The 23,875-nt window shown below is 59.1% G+C and carries 24 protein-coding genes and 2 pseudogenes; 9 read left to right on the forward strand and 17 right to left on the reverse strand.

Features of this window, described 5'->3' with window-relative positions; genetic code table 11:
- The first annotated feature begins 287 nt into the window (after positions 1-287).
- Together C6382_RS11555 and grxD are read left to right on the forward strand one after the other, a co-directional pair.
- Entirely contained in the window at positions 288-2,396 is a 2,109-nt protein-coding gene (locus C6382_RS11555) for a molybdopterin oxidoreductase family protein (protein ID WP_107024613.1), read from the forward strand.
- 92 nt (positions 2,397-2,488) lie between these two features.
- Positions 2,489-2,824 (forward strand): Grx4 family monothiol glutaredoxin, encoded by a 336-nt coding sequence (grxD, locus tag C6382_RS11560; protein ID WP_028943477.1) that lies wholly within the window; start codon positions 2,489-2,491, stop codon positions 2,822-2,824.
- Between the two features lie 67 nt (positions 2,825-2,891).
- On the opposite strand, the gene bfr is transcribed toward grxD, so the two are convergent.
- Entirely contained in the window at positions 2,892-3,362 is a 471-nt protein-coding gene (gene bfr / locus C6382_RS11565) for a bacterioferritin (protein ID WP_107024614.1), read from the reverse strand.
- 199 nt (positions 3,363-3,561) lie between these two features.
- A complete protein-coding gene (locus C6382_RS11570; RefSeq protein ID WP_107024615.1) occupies positions 3,562-3,780 on the reverse strand; it encodes a bacterioferritin-associated ferredoxin in 219 nt (72 codons plus the stop codon).
- Positions 3,781-4,013: 233 nt separating this feature from the next.
- Here C6382_RS11570 and C6382_RS11575 point away from each other — a divergent pair, with 233 nt between their 5' ends.
- On the forward strand, positions 4,014-4,616 hold the full coding sequence (locus C6382_RS11575) for a peroxiredoxin (RefSeq protein ID WP_107024616.1): 603 nt from the start codon (positions 4,014-4,016) through the stop codon (positions 4,614-4,616).
- Positions 4,617-4,676: 60 nt separating this feature from the next.
- On the opposite strand, the gene rnt is transcribed toward C6382_RS11575, so the two are convergent.
- Both rnt and pyrC read right to left on the reverse strand, forming a co-directional pair.
- On the reverse strand, positions 4,677-5,345 hold the full coding sequence (gene rnt / locus C6382_RS11580) for a ribonuclease T (RefSeq protein ID WP_107024617.1): 669 nt from the start codon (positions 5,343-5,345) through the stop codon (positions 4,677-4,679).
- The gene (gene pyrC, locus C6382_RS11585; protein WP_107024618.1) at positions 5,342-6,388 is read right to left on the reverse strand and encodes a dihydroorotase; all 1,047 of its coding nucleotides are present in this window, start codon (positions 6,386-6,388) and stop codon (positions 5,342-5,344) included. Before pyrC ends, rnt begins: the two co-directional genes overlap by 4 nt.
- 130 nt (positions 6,389-6,518) lie before the next feature.
- On the opposite strand from pyrC, the gene C6382_RS11590 reads away from it, so the two are divergent.
- Positions 6,519-7,460, forward strand: coding sequence for an OmpA family protein (locus C6382_RS11590; RefSeq protein WP_107024619.1), 942 nt, complete (start codon positions 6,519-6,521; stop codon positions 7,458-7,460).
- A 129-nt stretch (positions 7,461-7,589) separates the two neighbouring features.
- A complete protein-coding gene (locus C6382_RS11595) occupies positions 7,590-8,807 on the forward strand; it encodes an argininosuccinate synthase (protein ID WP_107024620.1) in 1,218 nt (405 codons plus the stop codon).
- A gap of 44 nt (positions 8,808-8,851) precedes the next feature.
- Here the strand turns inward: C6382_RS11595 and C6382_RS24355 are convergent, their stop codons facing one another.
- Positions 8,852-9,406, reverse strand: a complete 555-nt coding sequence (locus C6382_RS24355; RefSeq protein WP_256589076.1) for a hypothetical protein — start codon at positions 9,404-9,406, stop codon at positions 8,852-8,854.
- A gap of 427 nt (positions 9,407-9,833) precedes the next feature.
- Here C6382_RS24355 and C6382_RS11605 point away from each other — a divergent pair, with 427 nt between their 5' ends.
- Positions 9,834-10,460, forward strand: a complete 627-nt coding sequence (locus tag C6382_RS11605; protein WP_107024621.1) for a response regulator transcription factor — start codon at positions 9,834-9,836, stop codon at positions 10,458-10,460.
- A gap of 95 nt (positions 10,461-10,555) precedes the next feature.
- Here the strand turns inward: C6382_RS11605 and C6382_RS24145 are convergent, their stop codons facing one another.
- From C6382_RS24145 to metG, 8 genes and pseudogenes are all read right to left on the reverse strand, one after another.
- Positions 10,556-10,732: a PA3496 family putative envelope integrity protein gene (locus tag C6382_RS24145; RefSeq protein WP_038607792.1), complete on the reverse strand. Its 177-nt coding sequence runs from the start codon at positions 10,730-10,732 to the stop codon at positions 10,556-10,558.
- 105 nt (positions 10,733-10,837) lie between these two features.
- Positions 10,838-11,476 (reverse strand): endonuclease III, encoded by a 639-nt coding sequence (gene nth / locus C6382_RS11610; protein WP_107024622.1) that lies wholly within the window; start codon positions 11,474-11,476, stop codon positions 10,838-10,840.
- A 4-nt stretch (positions 11,477-11,480) separates the two neighbouring features.
- On the reverse strand, positions 11,481-12,005 hold the full coding sequence (locus C6382_RS11615; protein ID WP_107024623.1) for an Rnf-Nqr domain containing protein: 525 nt from the start codon (positions 12,003-12,005) through the stop codon (positions 11,481-11,483).
- Positions 11,998-12,615 carry an RnfABCDGE type electron transport complex subunit G gene (locus C6382_RS11620; protein ID WP_107024624.1) on the reverse strand — a complete coding sequence of 206 codons (618 nt, stop codon included), beginning with the start codon at positions 12,613-12,615 and terminating at the stop codon, positions 11,998-12,000. The genes C6382_RS11615 and C6382_RS11620 overlap by 8 nt, the downstream gene beginning before the upstream one ends.
- On the reverse strand, positions 12,612-13,598 hold the full coding sequence (locus tag C6382_RS11625; protein ID WP_107024625.1) for an RnfABCDGE type electron transport complex subunit D: 987 nt from the start codon (positions 13,596-13,598) through the stop codon (positions 12,612-12,614). Before C6382_RS11625 ends, C6382_RS11620 begins: the two co-directional genes overlap by 4 nt.
- Positions 13,594-14,439, reverse strand: a pseudogene (gene rsxB, locus C6382_RS11630) (electron transport complex subunit RsxB); the annotation flags it as partial. The gene C6382_RS11625 and the pseudogene rsxB, both read right to left, overlap by 5 nt.
- Complete coding sequence (locus tag C6382_RS11635) at positions 14,436-15,017, reverse strand: Rnf-Nqr domain containing protein (protein ID WP_107024627.1); 582 nt, start codon at positions 15,015-15,017, stop codon at positions 14,436-14,438. The pseudogene rsxB and the gene C6382_RS11635, both read right to left, overlap by 4 nt.
- A 91-nt stretch (positions 15,018-15,108) precedes the next feature.
- Positions 15,109-17,148 (reverse strand): methionine--tRNA ligase, encoded by a 2,040-nt coding sequence (metG, locus tag C6382_RS11640; RefSeq protein WP_107024628.1) that lies wholly within the window; start codon positions 17,146-17,148, stop codon positions 15,109-15,111.
- 154 nt (positions 17,149-17,302) lie between these two features.
- Here metG and apbC point away from each other — a divergent pair, with 154 nt between their 5' ends.
- On the forward strand, positions 17,303-18,397 hold the full coding sequence (gene apbC / locus C6382_RS11645; protein WP_107024629.1) for an iron-sulfur cluster carrier protein ApbC: 1,095 nt from the start codon (positions 17,303-17,305) through the stop codon (positions 18,395-18,397).
- 136 nt (positions 18,398-18,533) lie between these two features.
- Here apbC and C6382_RS11650 read toward each other — a convergent pair whose 3' ends face one another.
- The gene (locus C6382_RS11650) at positions 18,534-18,743 is read right to left on the reverse strand and encodes a cold-shock protein (RefSeq protein WP_010221054.1); all 210 of its coding nucleotides are present in this window, start codon (positions 18,741-18,743) and stop codon (positions 18,534-18,536) included.
- Between the two features lie 350 nt (positions 18,744-19,093).
- On the opposite strand from C6382_RS11650, the gene dcd reads away from it, so the two are divergent.
- Positions 19,094-19,660, forward strand: a complete 567-nt coding sequence (gene dcd / locus C6382_RS11655) for a dCTP deaminase (protein ID WP_028943496.1) — start codon at positions 19,094-19,096, stop codon at positions 19,658-19,660.
- Positions 19,661-19,759: 99 nt separating this feature from the next.
- Positions 19,760-19,993: a hypothetical protein gene (locus C6382_RS11660; RefSeq protein ID WP_107024630.1), complete on the forward strand. Its 234-nt coding sequence runs from the start codon at positions 19,760-19,762 to the stop codon at positions 19,991-19,993.
- 111 nt (positions 19,994-20,104) lie between these two features.
- On the opposite strand, the gene C6382_RS11670 is transcribed toward C6382_RS11660, so the two are convergent.
- From C6382_RS11670 to C6382_RS11680, 3 genes and pseudogenes are all read right to left on the reverse strand, one after another.
- Complete coding sequence (locus C6382_RS11670; RefSeq protein WP_107024631.1) at positions 20,105-21,220, reverse strand: succinylglutamate desuccinylase/aspartoacylase family protein; 1,116 nt, start codon at positions 21,218-21,220, stop codon at positions 20,105-20,107.
- Between the two features lie 7 nt (positions 21,221-21,227).
- Positions 21,228-21,695: pseudogene (locus C6382_RS11675) on the reverse strand (ABC transporter permease subunit); the annotation flags it as partial.
- Between the two features lie 74 nt (positions 21,696-21,769).
- Positions 21,770-23,818 (reverse strand): c-type cytochrome, encoded by a 2,049-nt coding sequence (locus C6382_RS11680; protein WP_107024632.1) that lies wholly within the window; start codon positions 23,816-23,818, stop codon positions 21,770-21,772.
- Between the last annotated feature and the right edge of the window lie 57 nt (positions 23,819-23,875).

The raw sequence follows: 23,875 nt of genomic DNA on the forward strand, positions 1-23,875 counted from the left end.
CCGCACGGGGCGACGAAATAAGGGGAGACGCAATACTATAATTAAATGTCGCGTCATACCAAGTGGGGCGTTCACTGTGTGCAGTGCATGCAGTGTCGTAACCCATTGGCGGGCCGTTTTTTTTGTTTGCTACACAAGGGTTTTACACTGCCTGCTGACGCCTTGGCAAACACCCGAGCGAATCGCTGTGCCTGATGCCGGTAGATTCACAGGGCAAAACTCGCTGGCCGTCAGGTACGCTCAGGCCCATAGTCAGGCGGATTACCAGACACCCGCAAGAGGTGGCCATGAACAAGACCTTGCATCACCGTGCCTGTCACCTGTGTGAAGCCATCTGTGGCTTGACCATTGAAACTACTCAGGAGCCTGGTGCTGCGCCACGGATCAGTTCGATCAAGGGGGATCCCCTGGACAGCTTCAGCCGTGGACACATCTGCCCCAAAGCCGTGGCCCTGCAAGACATCCAGAATGACCCTGACCGTCTGCGCGCGCCGCACAAGCGGGTAGGCGACACCTGGCAGGTGATTGGCTGGGACGAGGCCTTCGCGCTGGCCGCGCAAAAGCTCTGGGCCGTCCAGCAGGCCCATGGACAGAACGCCGTGGCGGTCTATCAAGGCAACCCCAGCGTGCATAACTATGGCTTGATGACCCACAGCAACTACTTCCTCGGCTTGCTCAAGACCCGCAATCGTTTTTCTGCCACTTCCGTCGACCAGTTGCCGCACCATCTGACCAGCTACCTGATGTATGGCCATGGCCTGCTGTTACCGATTCCGGACATCGATCACACCGATTTCATGCTGATCCTTGGTGGCAATCCGTTGGCCTCCAACGGCAGCATCATGACCGTGCCGGATGTCGAAAAGCGCCTTAAGGCAATTCAGGCCCGGGGCGGCAAACTCGTAGTGGTCGATCCGCGGCGCAGTGAAACCGCGGCCATGGCTGACCAGCATGTGTTTGTCCGCCCAGGAGGAGACGCCGCACTGCTGTGCGCCATGCTCAACACCTTGTTTGCCGAAGGCCTGGAGCGTGCTCCGGTATTGCCGGTCGATGGCCTGGACGAGGTGCGAGTTGCCATAGCGCCGTTCACCGCTGAATTGATGGCGCCTCTGTGTGGCGTCGATGCGCTGCTGATCCGGCAGTTGGCACGAGACTTCGCTGCTGCCGACAAAGCCGTGTGTTACGGGCGTATGGGCGTTTCGACCCAGGCTTTCGGTACGCTTTGCCATTGGCTGGTGCAACTGATCAATCTGGTCAGTGGCAACCTCGACTCGGTTGGCGGTGCCTTGTGTACACAGCCGGCAGTGGATCTGGTTGCGAACACCGCAGGTGGGCATTTCAATGCCTGGCAAAGTCGGGTCTCCGGTTTGCCGGAGTACGGCGGTGAGCTGCCGGTGGTGGCGCTGGCCGAAGAGATGCTGTGCGAAGGGGAAGGGCAGGTGCGCGCCCTGGTGACCGTGGCCGGCAACCCGGTGTTGTCCACGCCCAACGGCCGGCAGCTGGAGCGTGCGCTGGACGGGCTTGAGTTCATGCTCAGCATCGACCTCTACATCAACGAAACCACGCGTTACGCCGACCTGATCCTGCCGTCCACCACAGCGCTGGAGAACGATCACTACGACACCACCTTCAACCTGTTGGCTGTACGCAATGTCAGCCGGTTCAACCGGGCGATACTGCCCAAACCGCACGGAGCGCTGCATGACTGGGAGATCTTCGTGGGCCTGGCCAAGGCCTATGCCGCACTCAGTGACAAGCCGTTGAAGCCCACTGTGCCGCCGGCACAGATGATCGACAGCGCCTTGCGGCACGGGCCTTATGGCGAGAGTTCGCCTTTCAATCTGTCGATAGAGACGTTGGCTCAGTACCCACATGGCATTGACCTGGGGCCGTTGCAACCGAACCTCGCTGGCCGTCTGAAAACCGCCAACCAGCGCATCCAGGCAGCACCTGCGCAGATTCTTGGCGATTTGCAGCGATTCGTCGCTCAGCAGCCTGCCGAACCTGGGCAACTACTGCTGATCGGTCGCCGACATGTACGCAGCAATAACTCCTGGATGCACAACTATCACCGACTGGTGAAGGGCAAACCGCGTCATCAGTTGCTCATGCACCCGGATGACCTGGCGGGTCGGCAGTTGCAGGATGGGCAGCGGGTCAGGGTCAGTTCGCGGGTCGGCAGCATTGAGGTTGAGGTGCAGGCATGTCGCGACCTGATGCCCGGGGTGGTCAGCCTGCCTCATGGCTTTGGCCATGCCCGTGCAGGCGTGCGCATGGATGTTGCCTGCAGTCAGTCTGGTGCCAGTGCTAACGATCTGACTGACGAGCGCCAAGTGGATGCGCTCTCGGGCAATGCAGCGCTCAATGGCGTGCCGGTGCAGGTGGTTGCCGCCTGATATCGGCAAGGCCGAGCGTCAAGCTCGGCTTTCCGATACAATGCGTCACCGTGCCGACAACCAGGTCGGAAAGTTCAGCCGCGAGGTGCTTCATGGATATCATTGAAACAATCAAAGAGCAGATTGCCAACAACACCATTCTGCTTTACATGAAAGGCTCGCCGAATGCCCCGCAGTGCGGCTTTTCGGCCAAGGCGGCGCAAGCCGTGATGGGTTGTGGCGAGAAATTCGCTTACGTGGATATCCTGCAGAATCCGGAAATCCGCGCCAACCTGCCAAAATATGCCAACTGGCCGACTTTCCCACAGCTGTGGGTTGCCGGTGAGCTGGTTGGCGGCTCCGATATCATGGCTGAAATGTTTGCCAACGGCGAACTGCAGACCCTGATCAAGGAAGCTGCAGCCAAGGCTGAGGCGGCCAAGGCCTGATTACAGGTTTGGTTAACAAAAAGCCCCGCAATGCGGGGCTTTTTCGTTTGCAGCGGGGCAGGCGAAATTACTCGCCCATCTGCGACTGCAGGTAGTTTTCCAGACCGACCTTGTCGATCAGGCTCAGCTGGGTTTCCAGCCAGTCGATATGCTCTTCCTCGGACTCGAGGATGTCTTCAAGCAGCTCACGGCTGCCGAAGTCGCCAACGGTTTCACAGTGGGCGATAGCAGCCTTGAGGTCGGTCAGACCGTTCTGCTCGATTTTCAGGTCGCATTCGAGCATTTCTTTGGTGTGTTCACCAATCAGCAGCTTACCCAGGTCCTGGACGTTGGGGATGCCTTCGAGAAACAGAATACGCTTGATCAGTTTGTCAGCGTGCTTCATTTCATCGATGGATTCCTTGTACTCGTGCTTGCCGAGCTTATCCAGACCCCAGTCTTCATACATGCGCGCATGCAGGAAGTATTGGTTGATTGCGACCAGCTCGTTTCCGAGGATCTTGTTGAGATGCTGGATGACGCTAACGTCGCCTTTCATGATGGGGTCCTGCCCTATAAGTGTGCCTATAAGCAAGAGTTTGAGCTCCGTAACTTCGACTGTCAAACCTAAGTTATTGAATAATAAATGAAAATTAATCGGAATAAGAATGTTTGTGTTCCGCGTTTTACCCCTAACTTATTGAATTACAGGCATAAAAAAACCGGACACGAGGTCCGGTTCTTGGAATCAGCTGTTTTTACGCTGCAGTAAACTCCACAGCGTAGGGCAAGGCAGCCTGGCTGACCTGCAGTTCGGTCAGGGTTTCACGTACAACCTGTTTGGCCAGGCAGGCACATTTGCCACACTGGCTCGCCACGTTGGTGGCGGTTCTGACTTCCTTGTAGCTGCAGCATCCTTCATAGATCGCATCGCGGATCTGTCCGTCGGTTACACCAACACAAAGACACACATACATAGGGCAGACCATCGCTGGTAAAGGCTCAATGCGAAGAAGCTTAATGTTAATGAGAATGCTTGTCAAAGCTCATTTTCCCAGACATTGGGCTAGAGCGACCAACGGCCGCTTTCGAAGGTGCAGGGCCTGAAATTCGGCGAGTAGCGTCAGGCGGTGTATCATGGCCGACCTTTGCTCTGTCAGGCGGCTTACGCCAGCTTGCACAGCTGTTTCAAACCATCAGGAGATATCGAATGAGCGTACTCGTTGGCAAAACTGCCCCGGACTTTACTGTTCCAGCCGTACTGGGCAATGGCGAAATCGTCGACAGCTTCAACCTGGCTTCGGCCATCAAAGGCAAGTACGGCCTGGTGTTCTTCTACCCGCTGGACTTTACCTTCGTCTGCCCGTCCGAGCTGATCGCTCTGGATCACCGCATGGCTGAATTCCGCGACCGCAATGTTGAAGTGATCGCTGTGTCGATCGACTCGCACTTCACCCACAACGCCTGGCGCAACACCCCGATCAATGCCGGTGGCATCGGTCAGGTGCAGTACATCATGGCAGCTGACATGAAGCACGACATCGCCAAGGCCTACGACGTTGAATCCGAAGGCGGCGTGGCTTTCCGTGGCGCGTTCCTGATCGATGACAAGGGTGTTGTCCGTTCGCAGATCGTCAACGACCTGCCACTGGGCCGTAACATGGACGAACTGCTGCGTCTGGTCGACGCCCTGCAATTCCACGAAGAGCACGGTGAAGTCTGCCCTGCCAACTGGAAAAAAGGCGACAAAGGCATGACCGCTTCGCCTGAAGGCGTTGCTGCTTACCTGAGCGAGAACGCTGGCAAGCTGTAATAGCGTGCGATAAAAAAAACCGGCCTTGATGGCCGGTTTTTTTGTGGGTTCAGCAAGGCTTCAGTCGTTGAAGTCGTGCCAGCCGCCCATCTCCTTCCAGCGGTTGACGATGCCGCAGAACAGCTCGGCAGTCTTCTCGGTGTCGTAGCGGGCCGAGTGTGCTTCACGGCCGTCGAAGTCGATGTCGGCGCTTTGGCAGGCGCGAGCCAGTACAGTCTGACCATAGGCAAGACCGGCCAGGGTTGCCGTATCGAAGCTGGAGAACGGATGAAACGGGTTGCGTTTCATGTCGTGGCGCGCCACAGCGGCGTTGAGGAAGCCCAGGTCAAAGCTGCTGTTGTGGCCAACCAGGATCGCCCGCTTGCAGCCATTGGCCTTCAGCGCCTTGCGCACGCCACGGAAAATATCGGTCAGGGCCGACTCTTCGCTGACAGCCATGCGCAGTGGGTGATCCAGCTTGATCCCGGTGAACTCCAGGGCAGCCTGCTCGATGTTGGCGCCTTCGAAGGGCTCGACCCGGAAGAAGTAGGTGTGCTCCGGGAACAGGAAGCCTTTTTCATCCATGCCGATGGTCACTGCGGCAATTTCCAGCAGGGCATCGGTGGCGCTGTTGAAACCACCGGTTTCGACATCCACTACAACCGGCAGGTAGCCACGAAAACGTTCAGCCATCGGGTGGCGTGGGCCACCGCTTGGACCGTCCTGGTCGTCGTACAGATCTTCACTCACGCAGTTTCCTCCAGCAGGCGCCAGCGCAGTTGCTCACCGGCGCGCAGCGGGATAACGGTCTGCTCGCCAAACGGCAAGCTGCTTGGGGCAGTCCAGCTGTCGCGAACCAGGGTAATGGTCTCGGTGTTGCGCGGCAGCCCATAGAAGTCAGGGCCGTGCTTGCTGGCAAAACCTTCGAGCTTGTCCAGCGCGTTGCGCTGCTCAAACGCTTCGGCATACATCTCAATCGCGGCATAAGCGGTGTAGCAACCGGCGCAACCACAGGCGGCTTCCTTGGCGTGACGGGCGTGGGGTGCCGAGTCGGTGCCGAGGAAGAATTTGCTGCTGCCGCTGGTGGCAGCGTCCAGCAAGGCCACCTGGTGGGTGTTGCGCTTGAGGATCGGCAGGCAATAGAAGTGCGGACGAATACCGCCAACCAGCATGTGGTTGCGGTTGTACAGCAAGTGCTGGGCGGTGATGGTCGCGCCGACGTTGGCCGGGGCCTCGTTGACGAACTGCACGGCATCGCTGGTGGTGATGTGCTCGAAGACCACTTTCAGGGTCGGGAAGCGCTCGACGACACGGCGCAGGTGCTCGTCGATGAACAGCTTCTCGCGGTCGAACACGTCGATCTCGCTACGCGTCACTTCACCGTGCACCAGCAGTGGCATGCCAATTTCGGCCATCGCTTCAAGCGCCGGGAAAATGTTGTCGATGCTGGTGACGCCGGAATCGGAGTTGGTCGTCGCGCCGGCCGGATAGAGCTTGGCGGCATGCACGAAACCTGTGGCCTTGGCTGCGCGGATTTCTTCGGGTTGGGTACGGTCAGTGAGGTACAGCACCATCAGCGGCTCGAAGCGGCTACCGGCCGGACGAGCGGCCAGGATGCGCTCGCGATAGGCGCCAGCTTCGTCGGCGTTGCGCACAGGTGGTACCAGGTTGGGCATGATGATTGCGCGAGCAAAGGTGCGCGCAACGTCGCCAACGGTGTGGGGCAAGACGGCACCATCACGAAGATGGATGTGCCAGTCATCGGGACGCAGGAGGGTCAGGCGGTCGGACATTGGGGATTCCAGGCGGGTCGAACTCAAGATGAATGCTACCGGAAAAGCCGGGTCCGAGCACTCGCTATCAAGTTTTGCCACACCTGACCGATAGCCTGCGGGTATACCGTGAAAATCTGTGGAGCCGCCCGTGCGCCAGCGTTATCTAGCCCTGCTCAGCGTGTTTGCCTGCTTGCCGGCAACAGCACTCACTTTCCAGACTCGTCTGGAGAATATTGAGTGGAAGGTCGAAGGCGATCAGTTCGAATGTCGCCTGGTCCAGCCGGTTGCCGATTTCGGCAGCGGTGAGTTCGTGCGCCGTGCCGGTGAACAGGCGACCTTCCAATTGCGATCGAGCAGTAATGTTCTGGGCACAGGCGCTGCGACCTTGCTTGCTGCCGCAGCACCGTGGCAGCCAGGCCGTGGCGATATCAACCTGGGCTCGGTGCGCATGGCCCGTAGCGGCGTGCTGTTTACCAGCTCCCAAGGGCAGGCCAGTCGTCTGATTAACGGTCTGCTCGACGGCCGCAGTACCGTGGTTCGCAACTATGCCAGCGAAGCAGGACGAGCGATGGAAGTGCGCCTGTTGCCGGTAAAATTCAGTAAGGCCTATAGTGATTACCAGGTCTGCGCCGCCAAGCTGCTGCCAATGAACTACGACCAGGTGCGCCAGGCACGGGTCGGTTTCCCGGGTGGCGGTATTGAGCTGGACACCAACGCCAAGGCGCGTCTGGACGTGATCCTGGAATTTCTCAAGGCCGATCCGACAGTCAACCGTATTGAGCTTGATGGTCACTCCGACAACAGCGGCAACCGTCTGACCAATCGTGATCTGTCCCGACGCCGGGCCCTGGCGGTAATGGAGTACTTCAAGGCGCATGGCATTGCTGAGGATCAGATCAGCGTGCGCTTCCACGGTGAGCGCTATCCACTGGCCGCCAACAACTCGGCCGCCAATCGCGCCCGCAATCGCCGGGTGAATATCCAGCTCGATCGTGTAACGCCGGTTGAAACTGCAGTAGAGAAAGCACCAGAAACACCGGCAGCCCCTGCGGTGCAAGCGGATACCAGCAAACCGTCAGTCAAGTCCTGAGCTGCGACCGTCCGTCGCGCTCTCGACAGTTCTTGTCGCTTTGTCGTCACAAGCTGTCGCCCCACTGTAATTTTTGTCGCGAGGCCGGTAGAATCAACGGCTTTCCGTACAACCCCGTGGAGTGATGGCATGGCGGACGTAAAAAAGGTCGTACTGGCGTATTCCGGCGGCCTTGATACTTCGGTGATTCTCAAGTGGCTGCAGGATACCTACAACTGTGAAGTGGTGACTTTCACCGCCGATCTGGGGCAGGGCGAGGAGGTCGAACCGGCCCGCGCCAAGGCTCAGGCCATGGGCGTGAAAGAAATCTACATCGATGACCTGCGCGAAGAGTTCGTGCGCGACTTCGTATTCCCGATGTTCCGCGCCAACACCGTTTACGAAGGCGAGTACCTGCTGGGTACTTCCATCGCTCGTCCGCTGATCGCCAAGCGCTTGATCGAAATCGCCAATGAAACCGGTGCCGACGCCATCTCCCATGGTGCTACCGGCAAGGGCAACGACCAGGTGCGCTTCGAACTGGGTGCCTACGCACTCAAGCCGGGCGTCAAGGTTATCGCGCCATGGCGTGAGTGGGACCTGTTGTCCCGCGAAAAACTCATGGACTATGCCGAGAAGCACGGTATCCAGATCGAGCGTCACGGCAAGAAGAAATCGCCTTATTCGATGGACGCCAACCTGCTGCACATCTCCTATGAAGGTGGCGTGCTGGAGGATACCTGGACCGAACACGAAGAAGACATGTGGAAGTGGACCAAGTCGCCGGAAGCCGCGCCGGACGTTCCTACCTACCTGGAACTGACCTACCGCAACGGTGACATCGTCGCCCTGGACGGCGTTGAAATGTCGCCGGCTACCGTATTGGCCACTCTCAACCGCATTGGCGGCGAGAACGGCATTGGTCGTCTGGACATCGTCGAGAACCGTTATGTCGGCATGAAGTCCCGTGGCTGCTACGAGACCCCGGGCGGCACCATCATGCTGCGCGCCCACCGGGCGATCGAGTCGATCACCCTGGATCGCGAAGTCGCGCACCTGAAAGACGAGCTGATGGTCAAGTACGCCAGCCTGATCTACACCGGCTACTGGTGGAGCCCGGAGCGTCTGATGCTGCAGCAGATGATCGACGCCTCCCAGGTCAATGTGAACGGTGTCGTGCGCCTGAAACTGTACAAGGGCAACGTGATCGTCACTGGCCGTAAGTCCGATGACTCGCTGTTCGACGCCAATATCGCAACCTTCGAGGAAGATGGCGGTGCTTACAACCAGGCCGATGCAGCGGGCTTCATCAAGCTCAACGCCCTACGTATGCGCATTGCTGCAAACAAGGGTCGTTCGCTGATCTGAACGGCGCCTTGAATGAAAACCCCGGCCTGGTCCGGGGTTTTTTTTTAGTTGTTGATCGACTGTGTTGCCAGGGTTGTCTGGATACCTGTCTCCAGGTTGATTAGTGTCCAGTTGTTGCACAGTGGGTGGGTCTGGTCCAATGCCAGCATGGCAAAGTGTTCGAGCAATTGACTCGCACATGTTCCGCTTATGGTAATGGTCACGGATGCCTGTGCAATCTGTGGCGGATTACCAGGAACATGGGCAGTGCCGTTGTCCGCTGCGAGGTTGATAGCTTCATTGCTTATCGGTAATTCAGCGGGTACCTGTATTACGTCGTTAATCATTGATTCCACTGCAGTGGTTAGTTGCGCTGAAGTGGGGGCAGTAGAGACGTCGGTGGATTCCTGTACTGGCAGTGAATATAAAGATTTGTAGTTGAAGTTGAGTGTAAGGAAGAACAAGACTGTCAGAAAAAACGGAAAACCTACCAGAAACCATGTGTAGGTGGTCTGGCTGTCTTCACTGAGAAAAGGCAGCGAAGCCAGTGCCGAGGCTTCGATAATTCCGGCGAATATAGCAATGATGGTCAATGGGCTTTTCGGCTCTGCGTTGCTCATTGCCGTGTCCTCACTTTCGCTATCACCCAGTCGAGTGGCTATTAGTCTGAATAACACGCCGGGTTGGCACCGGGCGGGATTTCTGAGCGGGGAAGCTGTTGCCTCGTATCTTGTATCGAATCTTATAGTTGTCGGTAAATATATATAAGGGTTATAGGATTTTTCCTTCAAGTATTAAGGTGCTGTTGGTTGAGTTACTTATGTGGTCTGGTGTTATTTTTGTTTTAGAGGTTGACTCTGTTTCGTTCGAAGGCGCTGGTGTAAGCGTGAGGGTGGGCAGTTTCAGGTTTTTTGTAGGACTAATCCTCTATGTGTGTAGGTTTTATCTTTGTGTGCATTTGCTCGTGGGTGCCGCAATACAATATGTCGCGTAACTAGGCTATTGTGCGGACTCAAAAAATCGAACAGCGAACAATTGGATCTGCCCATGAATAAAGTGCTGATCGTGGATGACCACCCGGTCATCCGCCTGGCTGTACGTATGCTGATGGAGCGGCATGGCTATGAAGTTATCGCAGAGACGGATAATGGCGTGGACGCGTTACAACTGGCACGAGAGCATGATCCGGATATCGTCATTCTGGACATCGGCATCCCCAGGCTCGACGGCCTTGAAGTTATTACCCGGCTTACGCTCACCTGTCCGGGGGCCAGGGTACTGGTTCTGACCTCGCAGGCACCTGGGCACTTTTCGATGCGCTGTATGCAGGCGGGGGCCGCCGGCTATGTCTGCAAACAGCAGGACCTCACTGAACTGCTCAGTGCAATCAAGGCCGTGCTGTCCGGCTACAGTTACTTCCCCAATCAAGCGCTGCATTCGGTGCGTACCAACCTGGGTGGCGCCAGCGAGGCCGACATGGTCGAGCGCCTGTCGGGGCGGGAGATGATGGTCCTGCAACAACTGGCGCGCGGCAGGACCAACAAGGAAATTGCAGATAGTATGTTTCTGAGCAACAAGACCGTCAGTACCTACAAGACCCGACTGCTGCTCAAGCTCAACGCCCGGTCATTGGTTGACTTGATCGAACTGGCCCAGCGCAACGGTCTGGCTTGATATCGTCAGAAGCAACAAAGCCTCCGCTGAGGAGGCTTTGTTAGTGAGGCCGGTACTCAGCAGCCAAGGGCTACCTGGCTTGCGCAGTCGAGGCGTCAGAGGTCGAAGTCGTAATCGGCCAGTTGTTTCTGCAGGCGACGTTCTTCCAGCAGGTTATCGATGGTTCGGCGCTTGCTCAAGTTTGTCTTTGCCACTTCAGCCGGAACATCTTCCTCTGCGTCTTCAGTGGCAATGTCGTCATCAACAACCAGGTCTTCTTTATCGGTGCTCATAAGTCACTCCAAGCCAAGAGGGCCATTGGCGCACCTTATAGCGAGAATTTCCGAGCCGGTACAAAAGATTTTTTCAATCGATCTGGCGCAGTTTTTACTATCTGCTCAATCGTCGGAGGTTTTCTGCTTGTATTCACACAGGTCTTCGATCCGGCAACTTCCACAACGGGGTTTGCGTGCCAGGCACACATAGCGCCCGTGCAGGATCAGCCAGTGGTGGGCATCGAGCAGGTAGGCCTTGGGCACGAACTTCATCAACGCCTTCTCAACCTCAAGTACTGTCTTGCCCGGAGCAATCCCGGTGCGGTTGCTGACCCTGAAAATATGCGTGTCCACCGCCATTGCCAGTTGCCGGAATGCGGTGTTGAGGACCACGTTGGCGGTCTTGCGACCCACGCCAGGCAATGCTTCAAGCGCCTCGCGAGTTTCTGGTACCTGGCTGCCATGCTGTTCTATCAGCAAGCGGCAGGTTTCGATCACGTTGCGGGCTTTGCTGTTGTACAGGCCGATGGTCTTGATGTATTGCGACAGCCCGTCAACGCCAAGGGCATAGATGGCTTCCGGGGTATTGGCGACCGGGTACAACTTGGCAGTCGCCTTGTTCACGCTGACATCGGTGGCTTGGGCCGAAAGAATGACCGAAATCAGCAACTCGAAGGGGGAGGTGTAAGCCAGTTCGGTCTTGGGCTCAGGATTGTCTTCATGCAGCCTGCGAAATATCTCCAGGCGTTTGGCGGCATTCATGGGGTCAACGCTTTCCTTGACGACGTGAGGGGGCTCGCCGCAGGCAAACCCTGTTGTACAGGGCCAGCAACAGGCCCAACAGAAAAAATGCCCCGGGCAGCAGGGCCGCCAGGCGCAGTCCCGCCCATACCGTCAACAACTCGCGGCAAAGCCCCAAGGCGATACACAGGGCGGCGAATGCGCTTAGCAACCGGGCGATGTCGCGCCAGCGACGGTTCTCGCCCTGAGCGTATTCGAACATCAGGCATTGCACGGCGATCAATGCCGGGTAGGGGCTCAGCGCCTGATGCAGGGGTAGGGCCCAGGCGCGCAGACTCAACTCCAGGCAGGTGACCAGCGCCGCAGCCAGCAGCACGCTGGCGAGCATTCTGCCGCGGGCCGTGAGCCAGCGGTGTAATGGGCCCATTGCCAAGTGATGCAGGGCAATCAGTAACACGCTGAAGCCGGCGATGGCACAAGCGTTGAGCAGCGTCTGGGTGATACCCAGCAAGGGGGCCAGGCTCACGGCGGCCAGCCATTGCCTATTCATTGCTGCCTGCCTCAAGTAAGCGCTGGCGATGTTCGTCGAAGTAGCGCAGGGCGTCATGCACAGCATGGATCACTGCGCGTGAAGTCACCGTGGCGCCTGCCAGTTGATCAAACTGACCGCTGTCACGCTTGAGAGCCCATGCAGCATCAGCTGTGGTTTGCCGACTGGTACCGATGAAGCTTTGTAGCCATGGGTTACCCGGCTCTACCAGCTTGGCCCCCAGCCCAGGCGTTTCCTGTTGGCGTAGAACCTTGCTGGCGATCAGACGGCCTTGCGTGTCGATGGCGATCAGCAGCTCGATCTGGCCTGCATAACCCTGGACCTGACTGTGCAGCACCACCGCGCTGGGGCGACCGGCAAGGGTGGCACGATAGCCTGCCAGCAGCCGGCTGTGGGCGAGGCTGGGGGTGCTTAACGCCAGGGGTGTCTGCAATGGCTGGTTGTCATAGGTCTTTTCTGGCAGGACACTAAGCCATGTCTGCGCCTTGAGTTTCTGCTCAGCCAGGGCGATATCCCGGGCACTGAAGTGCTGCCAGATCATGCTGCTGCCCAAACTCAACAAGGCTATGAGCAACAGCAGTATGGCGCTGCGTATCGACGAGCGGTTCATGATGGCACCGCTTGACGACGTTCGGCACAGCGCTCCAGCGCCGGTACAAAGAGGTTCATCAGCAGTACCGCGAAAGCGGTGCCATCGGGGTAGCTGCCCCATGTGCGGATCAGGTAAATCAATAAGCCCATGCCTATGCCAAACAGCAAGCGTGCCTCTGGTGACCTGGGGCCGGAAACCGGTTCTGTCGCAATAAAGAATGCGGCCAGCATGGTCGAACCGCTGAACAAATGCAGCAGTGGTGAGCCATTGGAGTCCGAGCCGGATCCACTCCAGAATAACAGGCTGATCACCAACAGACTTGCCAGCAAGCCGACAGGGGCATGCCAGCTGAAGACCTTGCGTTGCAGCAGCAGCAAGCCGCCAAGCAGGAAGGCCAGGTTAACCGTTTCGCTGCCTGCTCCGCCGAAATGACCAAATCCTGGATGCGTGCTGAACAATTCGTCGAGGGTCAGGCTGCGGTTGTTGCGCAGGCCATCGAGAAGAGTGGCTTGGGCCCAGGCATCGGGTTGCTCGTCGGTACTGAAAGCAAACACATGCTGCAGGCTGCTCCCCAGATCCAGCAATTGCGCGCCGGGCCACTGGGTCATGTGCAGCGGGAAGGCCAGCAAGACCACGGCATAACCGAGCATGGCCGGGTTGAACGGGTTCTTGCCGACGCCGCCATACAGTTGTTTGCCAAGGGTGATGGCGCTGACCGTGGCGATAACTGGTACCCACCAGGGGGCGTAGGCAGGCAAGGCAGCAGCAAGCAGGGTTGCGCTGACCAGGGCGCTGCCATCAAAGAGTGACGGCAGAACCGGGCGTTGCTGTAATTTGAGCAGCAGCGCTTCGCTCGCCAGGGCTGAGCTTGCGCACAACAACAGATTGAACAGCATTCCCCAGCCATGCTGCCAGAGCAGCGTCAGCACCCCAGGCAGGCATGCCAGCAGCACCAATAGCATGGCGCTGCGCAGGCGTTCGCTGCTGTCAACGGCCGGCATGGGCGGTGGCCGCTTGCAACGCCAGTAGTTGCGCCTGGGCCTGTTCGGCCTCTTGCTCCAGCTCGGCCAACTGCGCCAGCTGAGTAGCATTGGGTGTCTCACCGAAGGCGCTTCTGGCTTTGTTCAGCTGTGCCCGGCTCATGGCGGCGGTAATCTTGGCTTTTTTCAGGGCGGCATCGGCCGCGGCGGCTTTCTGTGCCTTGACCCGCTCGATGGCCGCTTTGATCGGGTCATCGCTGGTTACGGCTTGCTCCGGGATGTTGCTGGTGGTGGGACGTTGGCTGCGGGCCGCACGTTCGGCTTGCTTACGCGCTTCTTCGCGCTGCAGGCGGCTGTTACGCAATTCAAAGCGACGGCGGGCATGATTGCGTTTGGCGCTGCGGGCCGCTAGGGCCTCGGCGTCCTGGGCCATTCCGCCGACAATCGGGATGATGTTGCTGGTTGCGCTCAGGGGCAGCAGGTCGATGCAATCTACCGGGCAGGGTGCCACGCACAGGTCGCAGCCCGTGCATTCAGCACTGATCACGGTGTGCATCAATTTGGCTGCACCGACAATGGCATCCACCGGGCAGGCCTGGATGCATTTGGTGCAGCCAATGCATTCGGCTTCGCGGATAAAGGCGACCTGGGGCGGCGCGCTACCACGCTCAGGGTCCAGGGCTATGATCGGCACCTGCAGCAGATTGGCCAGGGCGGCGATGGTTTCGTTGCCGCCTGGCGGGCATTTATTGATCGCTTCGCCCTTGGCCAAGCCCTCTGCATAGGGCTTGCAGCCAGGGTGACCGCATTTGCCGCATTGGGTTTGCGGCAGCAGGGCGTCGATGCGTTGAATTAGACTCATGATGTAAATAATCCGTTGAAGCCGAGAAACGCCAAGGCCATCACTCCCGCGCCGATCAACTCAGCAGGCAGGCCGCGAAAGCTCTCGGGCATCGCTTCGTTGTCACTGCGTTGACGCAGGTCGGCGAACAGACCCAAAGCCAGCCAGAACCCCAGGCCACCGCCCAGGCTCCAGGCCAGGGTCTGCAGTGCGCCGTAGGCGCCTTCAATGACCTGCAGGCTCAAGCCTAGCAGTGCCACGTTACCCAGCAGCAACGGCAGCAGCCCGTTGAAGGGCAGGCTTGGCAAGGCTCGAGACAACAACCCGAGCAGCGGTTCGATCAGCAACACGCACAGGGGTAACAGGACGAACAGGCGTAGATAGTCAAGCTGCAAGGGTTGCAGGAGGTAATGATCAAGCAGCTGTCCCAACGTGGCGGCCAGCACCAGTAACGCCAGCGTTGCCAGCCCCAGGGCGTGCAGTCGACGGCGGTCGTGGCCAGCAGAAGGTTGCAAGGCCGGGTCGATGGCCAGCCCTTGATGCAGGACCAGGTTGTTGACCAGCGCGGCGCTGATCAGGGCCAGGATGAATTCGCTCATGGGGGTGCACATTGCCAGGGCTGTTCGCCATTATCCGGCAATGACGCGAGGATGAGAACGCCCCGGACGCAATCGTCCGGGGCGCTGGGCCTTACTTGATGCGCTGACCGGGCTTGGCGCCGCTGTCAGGGCTGAGCAGGTAGATTTCTTCACCGCCGGGGCCTGCTGCCATGACCATGCCTTCGGAGATGCCGAAGCGCATTTTGCGCGGCTTGAGGTTGGCGATCATCATGGTCAGGCGGCCTTCGAGCTTGGCCGGATCCGGGTACGCCGACTTGATGCCGGAGAACACATTGCGCTGCTCGTCACCGATGTCCAGGGTCAGGCGCAGCAGCTTGTCGGCGCCTTCCACGGCTTCGGCCTTGAGAATCAGGGCTACACGCAGGTCGACGGCAGCAAAGGTGTCGAAGTCAATCTCGGCCGACAGCGGGTCTTTGCTCAGTTCGCCATTGCCGGTAACAACGGAAGTCTGACTGGCCGCCAGGTCTTCCTTGCTGGCGGCCGTCATGGCTTCGACCTTGGCCGGGTCGATACGGCTCATCAGTGCCTTGAACGGGTTCAGCTGGTGGTTGCTCAGGCGGGTCTGATGATCGTCCCAGGTCAGCGGCGCGACGTTGAGGAACGCCTCGGCATCGGCAGCCAGCAAAGGCAGTACCGGCTTGAGGAAGATCACCAGCTGGCGGAACAGGTTGATGCCCTGGGCACAGATGGCCTGGACTTCGTCCTGCTTGCCTTCCTGTTTGGCCAGGGACCAGGGTGCCTTGTCGGCGATCCAGGCGTTGGCGCGGTCGGCCAGGGCCATGATTTCACGCATGGCACGGGCGAAGTCGCGCGCTTCATAGGCCTCGGCGATGCTCGGCGCAGCGGCCAGGAAGGCTTCGGTCAGCTCTGGCGCGGCATCGCCGGACACCATTACGCCGTCATTGCCCTTTTGAATGAAACCGGCGCAACGGCTGGCAATGTTGACAACCTTGCCGACCAGGTCGGAGTTGACCTTCTGCACGAAGTCTTCCAGGTTCAGGTCGAGGTCATCGACGCCGCGGCTGAGCTTGGAGGCGTAGTAGTAACGCAGGTATTCCGGTGCCAGATGGTCCAGGTAGGTACGGGCCTTGATGAAGGTACCGCGCGACTTGGACATCTTTGAGCCGTTGACGGTCAGATAACCGTGCACGTTGATGCCGGTAGGTTTGCGGTAGCCGGCGCCTTCGAGCATGGCAGGCCAGAACAGGGCGTGGAAGTTGACGATGTCCTTGCCGATGAAATGGTACAGCTCGGCCTTGGAGTCCTTGTTCCAGAACGCGTCGAAGTCAAGCTCGGGACGACGGGCGCAGAGGTTCTTGAAGCTGGCCATGTAGCCGATCGGTGCGTCCAGCCAGACATAGAAATATTTGCCGGGCTCGTCCGGGATTTCGAAACCGAAATACGGTGCGTCACGGGAGATGTCCCATTCCTGCAGACCGGCATCCAGCCACTCGGCGATCTTGTTGGCCACGGCGTCCTGCAGGGTGCCGCTACGGGTCCACTGCTGGAGCATGGCCTGGAAATCGGGGAGCTTGAAGAAGAAGTGCTGGGAGTCCTTGAGCACCGGCGTGGCGCCGGAAATCGCCGACTTGGGGTTCTTCAGCTCGGTCGGGGCATAGGTGGCGCCGCACTTTTCACAGTTGTCGCCATACTGGTCTTCAGCGGCGCACTTGGGGCAGGTGCCTTTGATGAAACGGTCGGCCAGGAACATTTTCTTGTCCGGGTCGAAATACTGGGTGATCGAGCGGGTGGCAATATGCCCGGCCTCACGCAGCTTGAGGTAGATCTGGCTCGACAGCTCGCGGTTTTCTTCGGCGTGGGTCGAGTGGAAGTTGTCGAAATCCACCAGGAAGTCGGCGAAGTCTCCACTGTGCTCAGCCTGAACGGCGGCAATCAGTTGCTCGGGGGTGATGCCTTCCTTTTCGGCGCGCAGCATGATGGCCGAACCGTGGGCGTCGTCGGCGCAGACATACACACATTGGTTGCCGCGATGTTTCTGGTAGCGCACCCACATGTCTGTCTGGATGTACTCGAGCATATGGCCAAGGTGAATGGAACCATTGGCATAGGGCAGGGCGCTGGTGACGAGAATCTGACGTGGCTCGGACATGGGGGCTCGGCTACTTTTTTCGGCTACTTGAGATGAAACGGTGATCGGCCACTATAAAACGCCGGGAAATTTATTTCACCCCATGGACGTCTGTGGATGTTTCGCGGGTTAGCATAGTGGTCTGTTTTACTCAGTCTTTTTAACGGGAGTCTCCATGAGTGCCGTCACTCGCGCAGCCGTCGAAGCCGTTCTTCGCCAGTACACCGACCCTTATCTGAACCAGGATCCGGTCAGCGCCGGCTGCGTCCAGGCCATCGATATCCAGGGCGAGCGGGTCAGCGTCCGGCTGCAACTGGGGTATGCCGCCGGTCTGTTCAAAAATGGCTGGGCCCAGGTCCTGCAAACGGCTATTGAAGGTATCGAGGGTGTCGCCTCGGCACAGGTTGAAATCAACTGTGTGATCACCGCGCACAAGTCTCAGGCGCAGATCCCGGGCCTGGCCAACGTCAAGAACATCATTGCCGTGGCCTCGGGTAAAGGCGGCGTGGGCAAGTCCACGACCGCTGCCAACCTGGCCCTGGCCCTGGCCCGTGAAGGCGCGCGGGTGGGGATTCTCGATGCCGACATCTATGGCCCAAGCCAAGGCGTGATGTTTGGTATTCCAGAACGCACCCGTCCGCAGGTCCGCGAGCAGAAGTGGTTCGTGCCGCTCAAGGCTCACGGTGTCGAAGTCATGTCGATGGCCTTTCTGACCGATGACAACACGCCGATGGTCTGGCGTGGGCCGATGGTTTCCGGGGCGTTGCTGCAATTGGTCACCCAGACAGCCTGGGACAACCTGGATTATCTGGTCATCGACATGCCGCCAGGCACCGGTGACATTCAACTGACCCTGGCGCAGAAAGTGCCGGTGGCAGGTTCAGTGATCGTCACCACCCCGCAGGACCTGGCGCTGATCGACGCCAAGAAAGGCGTGGAGATGTTCCGCAAGGTCAATATCCCGGTATTGGGCGTGGTCGAGAACATGGCCGTGCATATCTGCTCTAACTGTGGCCATGCCGAACATCTGTTTGGCGAAGGTGGCGGTGAGAAACTGGCCAGTCAGTATGGCGTGGAACTGCTGGCCTCACTGCCGCTGTCGATGCTGATTCGCGAGCAGGCCGACAGTGGTAAGCCGACGACGATTGCCGAGCCGGAGAGCCAGATTGCCATGATCTATCAGGAGCTGGCTCGTCAGGTGGGAGCGAGGATCGTGTTGCAGGAGGCGGTGGCGCCTGCAATGCCTAACATCACCATCAGCGAAGATTAAGCTGCAATTATCGCGGGGCAAGCCCGCTCCCACAGAGGATTGCGGGAGCGGGCTTGCCCTGCGATAAGCTCAAAATCAGGGCAAAAAAAAGCCCCGCCTGTTAAGGGCGGGGCTTTTTCAAGCTGTAAAGCGGAAGTTAGATAACTTCTACTTCTTCAGCCTGCATGCCTTTCTGACCGCGGGTAGCGATGAAAGAGACCGCTTGGCCTTCTTTCAGGCTCTTGAAGCCGTCAGCCTTGATGGCTTTGAAGTGTACGAACAGGTCGTCACCGGATTGTGGGGTGATGAAGCCGAAGCCTTTTTCATCGTTGAACCACTTAACGGTACCGGTTTGGCGATTGGACATGGTCTGTCTCCTTGGACAAAGTTAACTACGACTCAGGAAACGCCCTGGCCGAGACTGAGTGCAAAGAGGCAGAAAATTCATGAAGATGGGTTGATCGAAATCTTGCATCAGGTAGATATTCTCAGTGACACGTGCAGCACAGTGGCGTCACCATAACCCTTTTTCCAGAACGTGCCAATGGTCTTGTTCAGCTTTCGCACAAATCATGACTGACGGTGCTGCATGCCTCCCTGAAGGCCCCGGGGCACGGGGATTCGACGCTTGGCGTTGGATGAAACTTTGAACCGGGCGCCGGGCCCGGTAAGATGCGCCACAGAATTTCTTCACCTCGTTACTTCAGGACACCCGCCATGAGCATCAAATCGGACAAGTGGATTCGCCGCATGGCGCAGGAACACGGCATGATCGAGCCGTTCGTCGAACGCCAGGTGCGCGGTGAGAGCGACAACCGGCTGATCTCCTTCGGTGTCTCCAGCTACGGCTACGACGTACGCTGCGCCGACGAGTTCAAGGTGTTTACCAACATCAACTCGGCGACCGTCGATCCGAAAAACTTCGACGCCGGCAGCTTTGTCGACGTCAAGAGCGACGTTTGCATCATCCCGCCGAACTCTTTCGCCCTGGCCCGCACCGTGGAGTACTTCCGGATTCCGCGTAACGTGCTGACCATCTGCCTGGGTAAAAGCACCTACGCCCGTTGCGGCATCATCGTCAACGTCACCCCGCTGGAACCTGAGTGGGAAGGCCACGTGACCCTGGAGTTCTCCAACACCACCACCTTGCCGGCGAAAATCTACGCCAATGAAGGCGTGGCGCAGATGCTCTTTCTGGAGTCCGATGAAGAGTGCGAAGTGTCGTACAAGGACCGTGGTGGTAAATACCAGGGCCAGCGCGGCGTCACCCTGCCACGCACCTGATCCGAAAAGGCGCGGGAATTCCCGGCGGCTGGCAGACTCTAATGAGATGAACTGTTTCGCCAGGCAACAGGCCTGGCGGACTTCGCCGAGGAGCCGCTCATGAAACTCGATCCGGCCATCAGTGCCAAACTGGCTGTTTTACAGCCTAATCACGTCGGAGTGATGGCCTGGTCACTGCTGGCCCATCCGCATCCGCATATTGCCCAGGCAGGCGGTGTACCCGGTCAGCCCGACCCGGACACCCCCGACCAGCCGTCACCCGACGAAAACCATCCGATGGAACCGGGTGAGCCAACGTTGCCTGACGAACCACCACCCGCGCCCGTCGCCTGAGGTGTACTTCAGGTTACCGCTCAAAAACTGACGCAGGCGATCGCTTTTCGGATTTCCGAGTACCTCGGCGGGTGGCTCCTGCTCTTCCACCAGGCCCTGGATCACGATTATTCAAGGCGCTAACAGGTAGCCGCTGCGGTAGGGCTGGTGGCCGGCCACATGAGCAATGACCATGCCCGCCGTGGCCATGCGCCGTAGCGAACGGGCATACATAAGGCCGGGCTGGACGTTGTGCACCGCAGTCACCCGGTCGTTGAGCGGGTCGATGACCTCGGCGATCAACTGGCCAGCCTCCAGGTACTGGCCCGGCTTGACGTGGAATACCAGCAGGCCGCCCAACGGCGTGGTTACAGGCTCGACACCTGCCAGCGGGGTTGCCGGATACGACAGTGGTGGAAGGGCGCTCGCTTGGCCTTCGATGGCGCCGTATTGCGTCAGATAATCGAGAATCGCCGCGCAATCCTGTTCTGCCAGCGGGTGGCTGACATCGCCCTGACCGCGCAACTCGACGGTGACCGAGAAACTGCCTTGCGGGATCGGGAACTGTTTGCCGAAACGCTGCTGCAGCTGCCACCAGACCAGGGTGAAGCACTCGTCGAAGGATTGCCCGCCCGAATCGGTGGCCAGCAGGCTGGCCTGGGCACCCAGGTAGCGCGACAACGGCTCGACCTGCGGCCAGGCTTCGGGGGTGGTGTACAGGTGGGCGACGGCCTCGAAGTCGCAATGCAGGTCCAGCACCATCTCGGCATCGCAGGCCAGTCGCTGCAGGGTCAGGCGTTGCGACTGCAGCGGTGTATGTGCCGGGTGGGCATCCAGGGCACGGCGCAGGCATTCGCGGATCAGGGCAACGTTGTGCGCCGGATCCTGGCTCAAGTGCGCTTCGATCTGATCGCCGATCTTGTCGCTCAGGTCGACGAAGTTACGATTGAAATTCTCGCCACTCTGCAGCTCAAAGCGGCCCAGCGGCATGTCCATCAGCACCTGTTCCAGACCGACCGGGTTGGCGATCGGCACCAGTACGATCTCGCGGCGCAGCAAACCCCGGGCTTCGAGGTCGCCCAAGCGTTGTTTGAGGTGCCAGGCCACCAGCATGCCGGGCAATTCGTCGGCGTGCAGCGAGGCCTGGATGTAGATCTTGCCAGCACCCCGCGGGCCGAAATGGAAGCTGTGAATCTGGCGGGCGATCCCTGGAACCGGTGCCAGAATGTCGTGGGTCGAGTGATGCATATCCGTCCTAGTGAGTCGGTCTTAGAAAAGCCAGCCAGCGCCGTTCGGCGAGGCGCAACAGGCCAACCAGTACGAAGGTCATGCACAGGTAGATCAGTGCGGCGATACCGAACGACTGGAAGGTCAGAAACGTGGCCGAGTTGGCGTCGCGGGCGACCTTGAGCACATCCGGCATGGTTGCGGTAAAGGCAACGGTGGTGGAGTGCAGCATCAGGATCACTTCGTTGCTGTAGTAGGGCAACGAGCGGCGAAGCGCCGACGGCATGATGATATAAGCATAAAGTTTCCAACCGCGCAGGCCATAGGTCTTGGTTGTCTCCACCTCGCCATGGTTCATGCTGCGGATCGCTCCTGCGAAGATCTCCGTGGTATTGGCACAGGTGTTCAGGGAGAAGGCCAGGAGCGTGCAGTTCATCGCGCCCCGAAAAAAACTGTCGAGCAGCGATTGCTCTCGCACCCCGGGTGCCGATGTTATAGCGCCGCTCCAGCCAGCGCAGGGCAATGTTCGAGGCGCTAGTGACTTCGCAGGAGTGGGCTTGTCCTGCGAAGTCAGTAGCGTGCATCCAGCGGTTTGCCGCCGTTGGGCCAGTCCTTGACCTTGTCTGGGAAGTCCGGTCGTGGTTGCTGGGAAAACCAGGCGGCGACATCCACTGCTTCCTGGTCACTCAAGCCGCCCTGGCCCAGTGGAAAGTGCTCATGAAAGCCGATTGGCATGTTGCGTTTGACGAATGCGGCAGCCGTGTAGGTGCGTGCCATGCCGGCGCCGATATTGAACGACTGCTCGCCCCACAGTGGCGGAAACACCAGGCTGCCATCCGCGCGCTCCAGACCTTCGCCATCGGCGCCGTGACACACCGCGCACTGTTTGATGTAGACCTGCTGGCCATTGTTCAGGTTGGGCTTGATCGCAGGATCAATCTTGCCAACACCGCGCCCGGCCACTTTGTCGCCGGGCTGGGTGTTGTTCTTCATCCACTCGAAGTAGGCGACCATGGCCTGCATGTCGGCTGATTGTGGCGGAATCGGTTTGCCGTTCATGGAGCGACGGAAACAGCCGTTGATGCGCTCTTCCAGGGTAATGACCTTGCCAGCGCGCGGCGCGTACCCGGGGAAAAACGCCGACACGCCAACAAAGGGCGAACCATCGGCCACGGTGCCGGCGTTGAGGTGACAACTGGTGCAGTTCAGCGCATTGCCGACATTGTCCGGCAGCAGTTCCTTGGTCTGCAGATGCAGGCGCATGCCGCGGATGACCTGGTCGGCGTTGGCGGCGGCGAGCAGGTCGGCCAGGCGCGGGGTCTCAAAGGCAGTCGAATCGGTGGTTTGCGGGTTGAGTTGGGCGCGTAGCTTTTTCACCTGCTCTGAGGTGATAAGCGAGCTGTCGTTGCCCCAGCGGCTGCGTACGAAACTGAGGATATCGGCGATTTCCTGATCCGATAAGCGGGCGAAACCGGGCATGGTGTAGACCCGCGAATGGGTGCTGGTCTGTGCGGTCTTCCAGCCAGTCAGGGTGATGTGCAGCAGGGACGTCGGGTCGTTGGAAGCAATGCTCGGGTTGCCGGCCAGTGGCGGGAACATGCCTGGCACACCCGCGCCATCGGGGCGGTGGCAATCGCTGCAGAACTGGGTGTAACCCAGGCCACCACGGCTGCTGAACAGATCGGCCGGCGGCGTGGTTGGAATCAGTGCAACGGCAGGCATGGGCAGGTCGTTATCGCCCGGGGGCAGGGATTTGAGGTAGCTGGCAATGGCTGTCAAATCGGCATCGCTGAAGTGCTGGGTGCTGTGGTGAATCACCTCAGCCATGTTTCCGGAGACCGTGGCGAAGCGGTTTTGCCCGGTTTTGAGCAGTTGCACAGTGTCTGGCACCGTCCACAGATTGCGCAGACTCAGGGCGCGCCAGTGCTCGACGGTTTCCCCTGCGAGGAAGTGCTTGCCGCTGCTGTCGGCGTCATCCATGGCCTTTTCCTGAAAGGCGATGCCGCGCGGGGTATGGCAGGCACCACAATGGCCCAGACTCTGCACCAGGTAGGCGCCGCGATTGATCAGCGGATCGCGGTCCGGGTCGGCTTCGAACGGTTGATTGTCGACAAATGCCCAGTTCCACAACGCCAGCCCCCAGCGCATGTTGAATGGCCAGCTCATGTCGGCGGCCTTATTGGACTGGCTGATCGGCTCCACTTCTTGCATCAGGTAAGCGTACAGCGCCTGCATGTCCTCTTCGCTGATCTTGGCGTAGGACGGGTAGGGCATCGCGGGATACAGATGGGTGCCGTCGGCACTCACCCCTTCGCGCATGGCCTTGTCGAACTGCTCGAAGCTGTAACGCCCGATACCGGTGTCAGGGTCCGGGGTGATGTTGCTTGAATAAATTGTGCCCATAGGCGTTTTCAGCTCAAGCCCACCGGCCATGAGCGGGCCTTGCGGGGCGGTGTGACAAGCGATGCAGTCACCGAGCAGGGCAACGTATCGGCCACGTTCGAGCAGTGCCTTGTCGGCGGGTTCAGCCGCTGCCGTGTCTGGCTCACTGGCGTGAAGGGCGGGTATCAACAGCAGCGTCGTGGCGCACAGGGCCAGGCGTGAGAGTACGGAAGCCATTGCATATTCCTTTAGTCACCCGGCCTGGGTGGTCCCTGGGGCGCAGGTGTGCAATCG

It is taken from the genome of Pseudomonas sp. BBP2017, assembly GCF_003024385.1.
Classification (GTDB): domain Bacteria; phylum Pseudomonadota; class Gammaproteobacteria; order Pseudomonadales; family Pseudomonadaceae; genus Aquipseudomonas.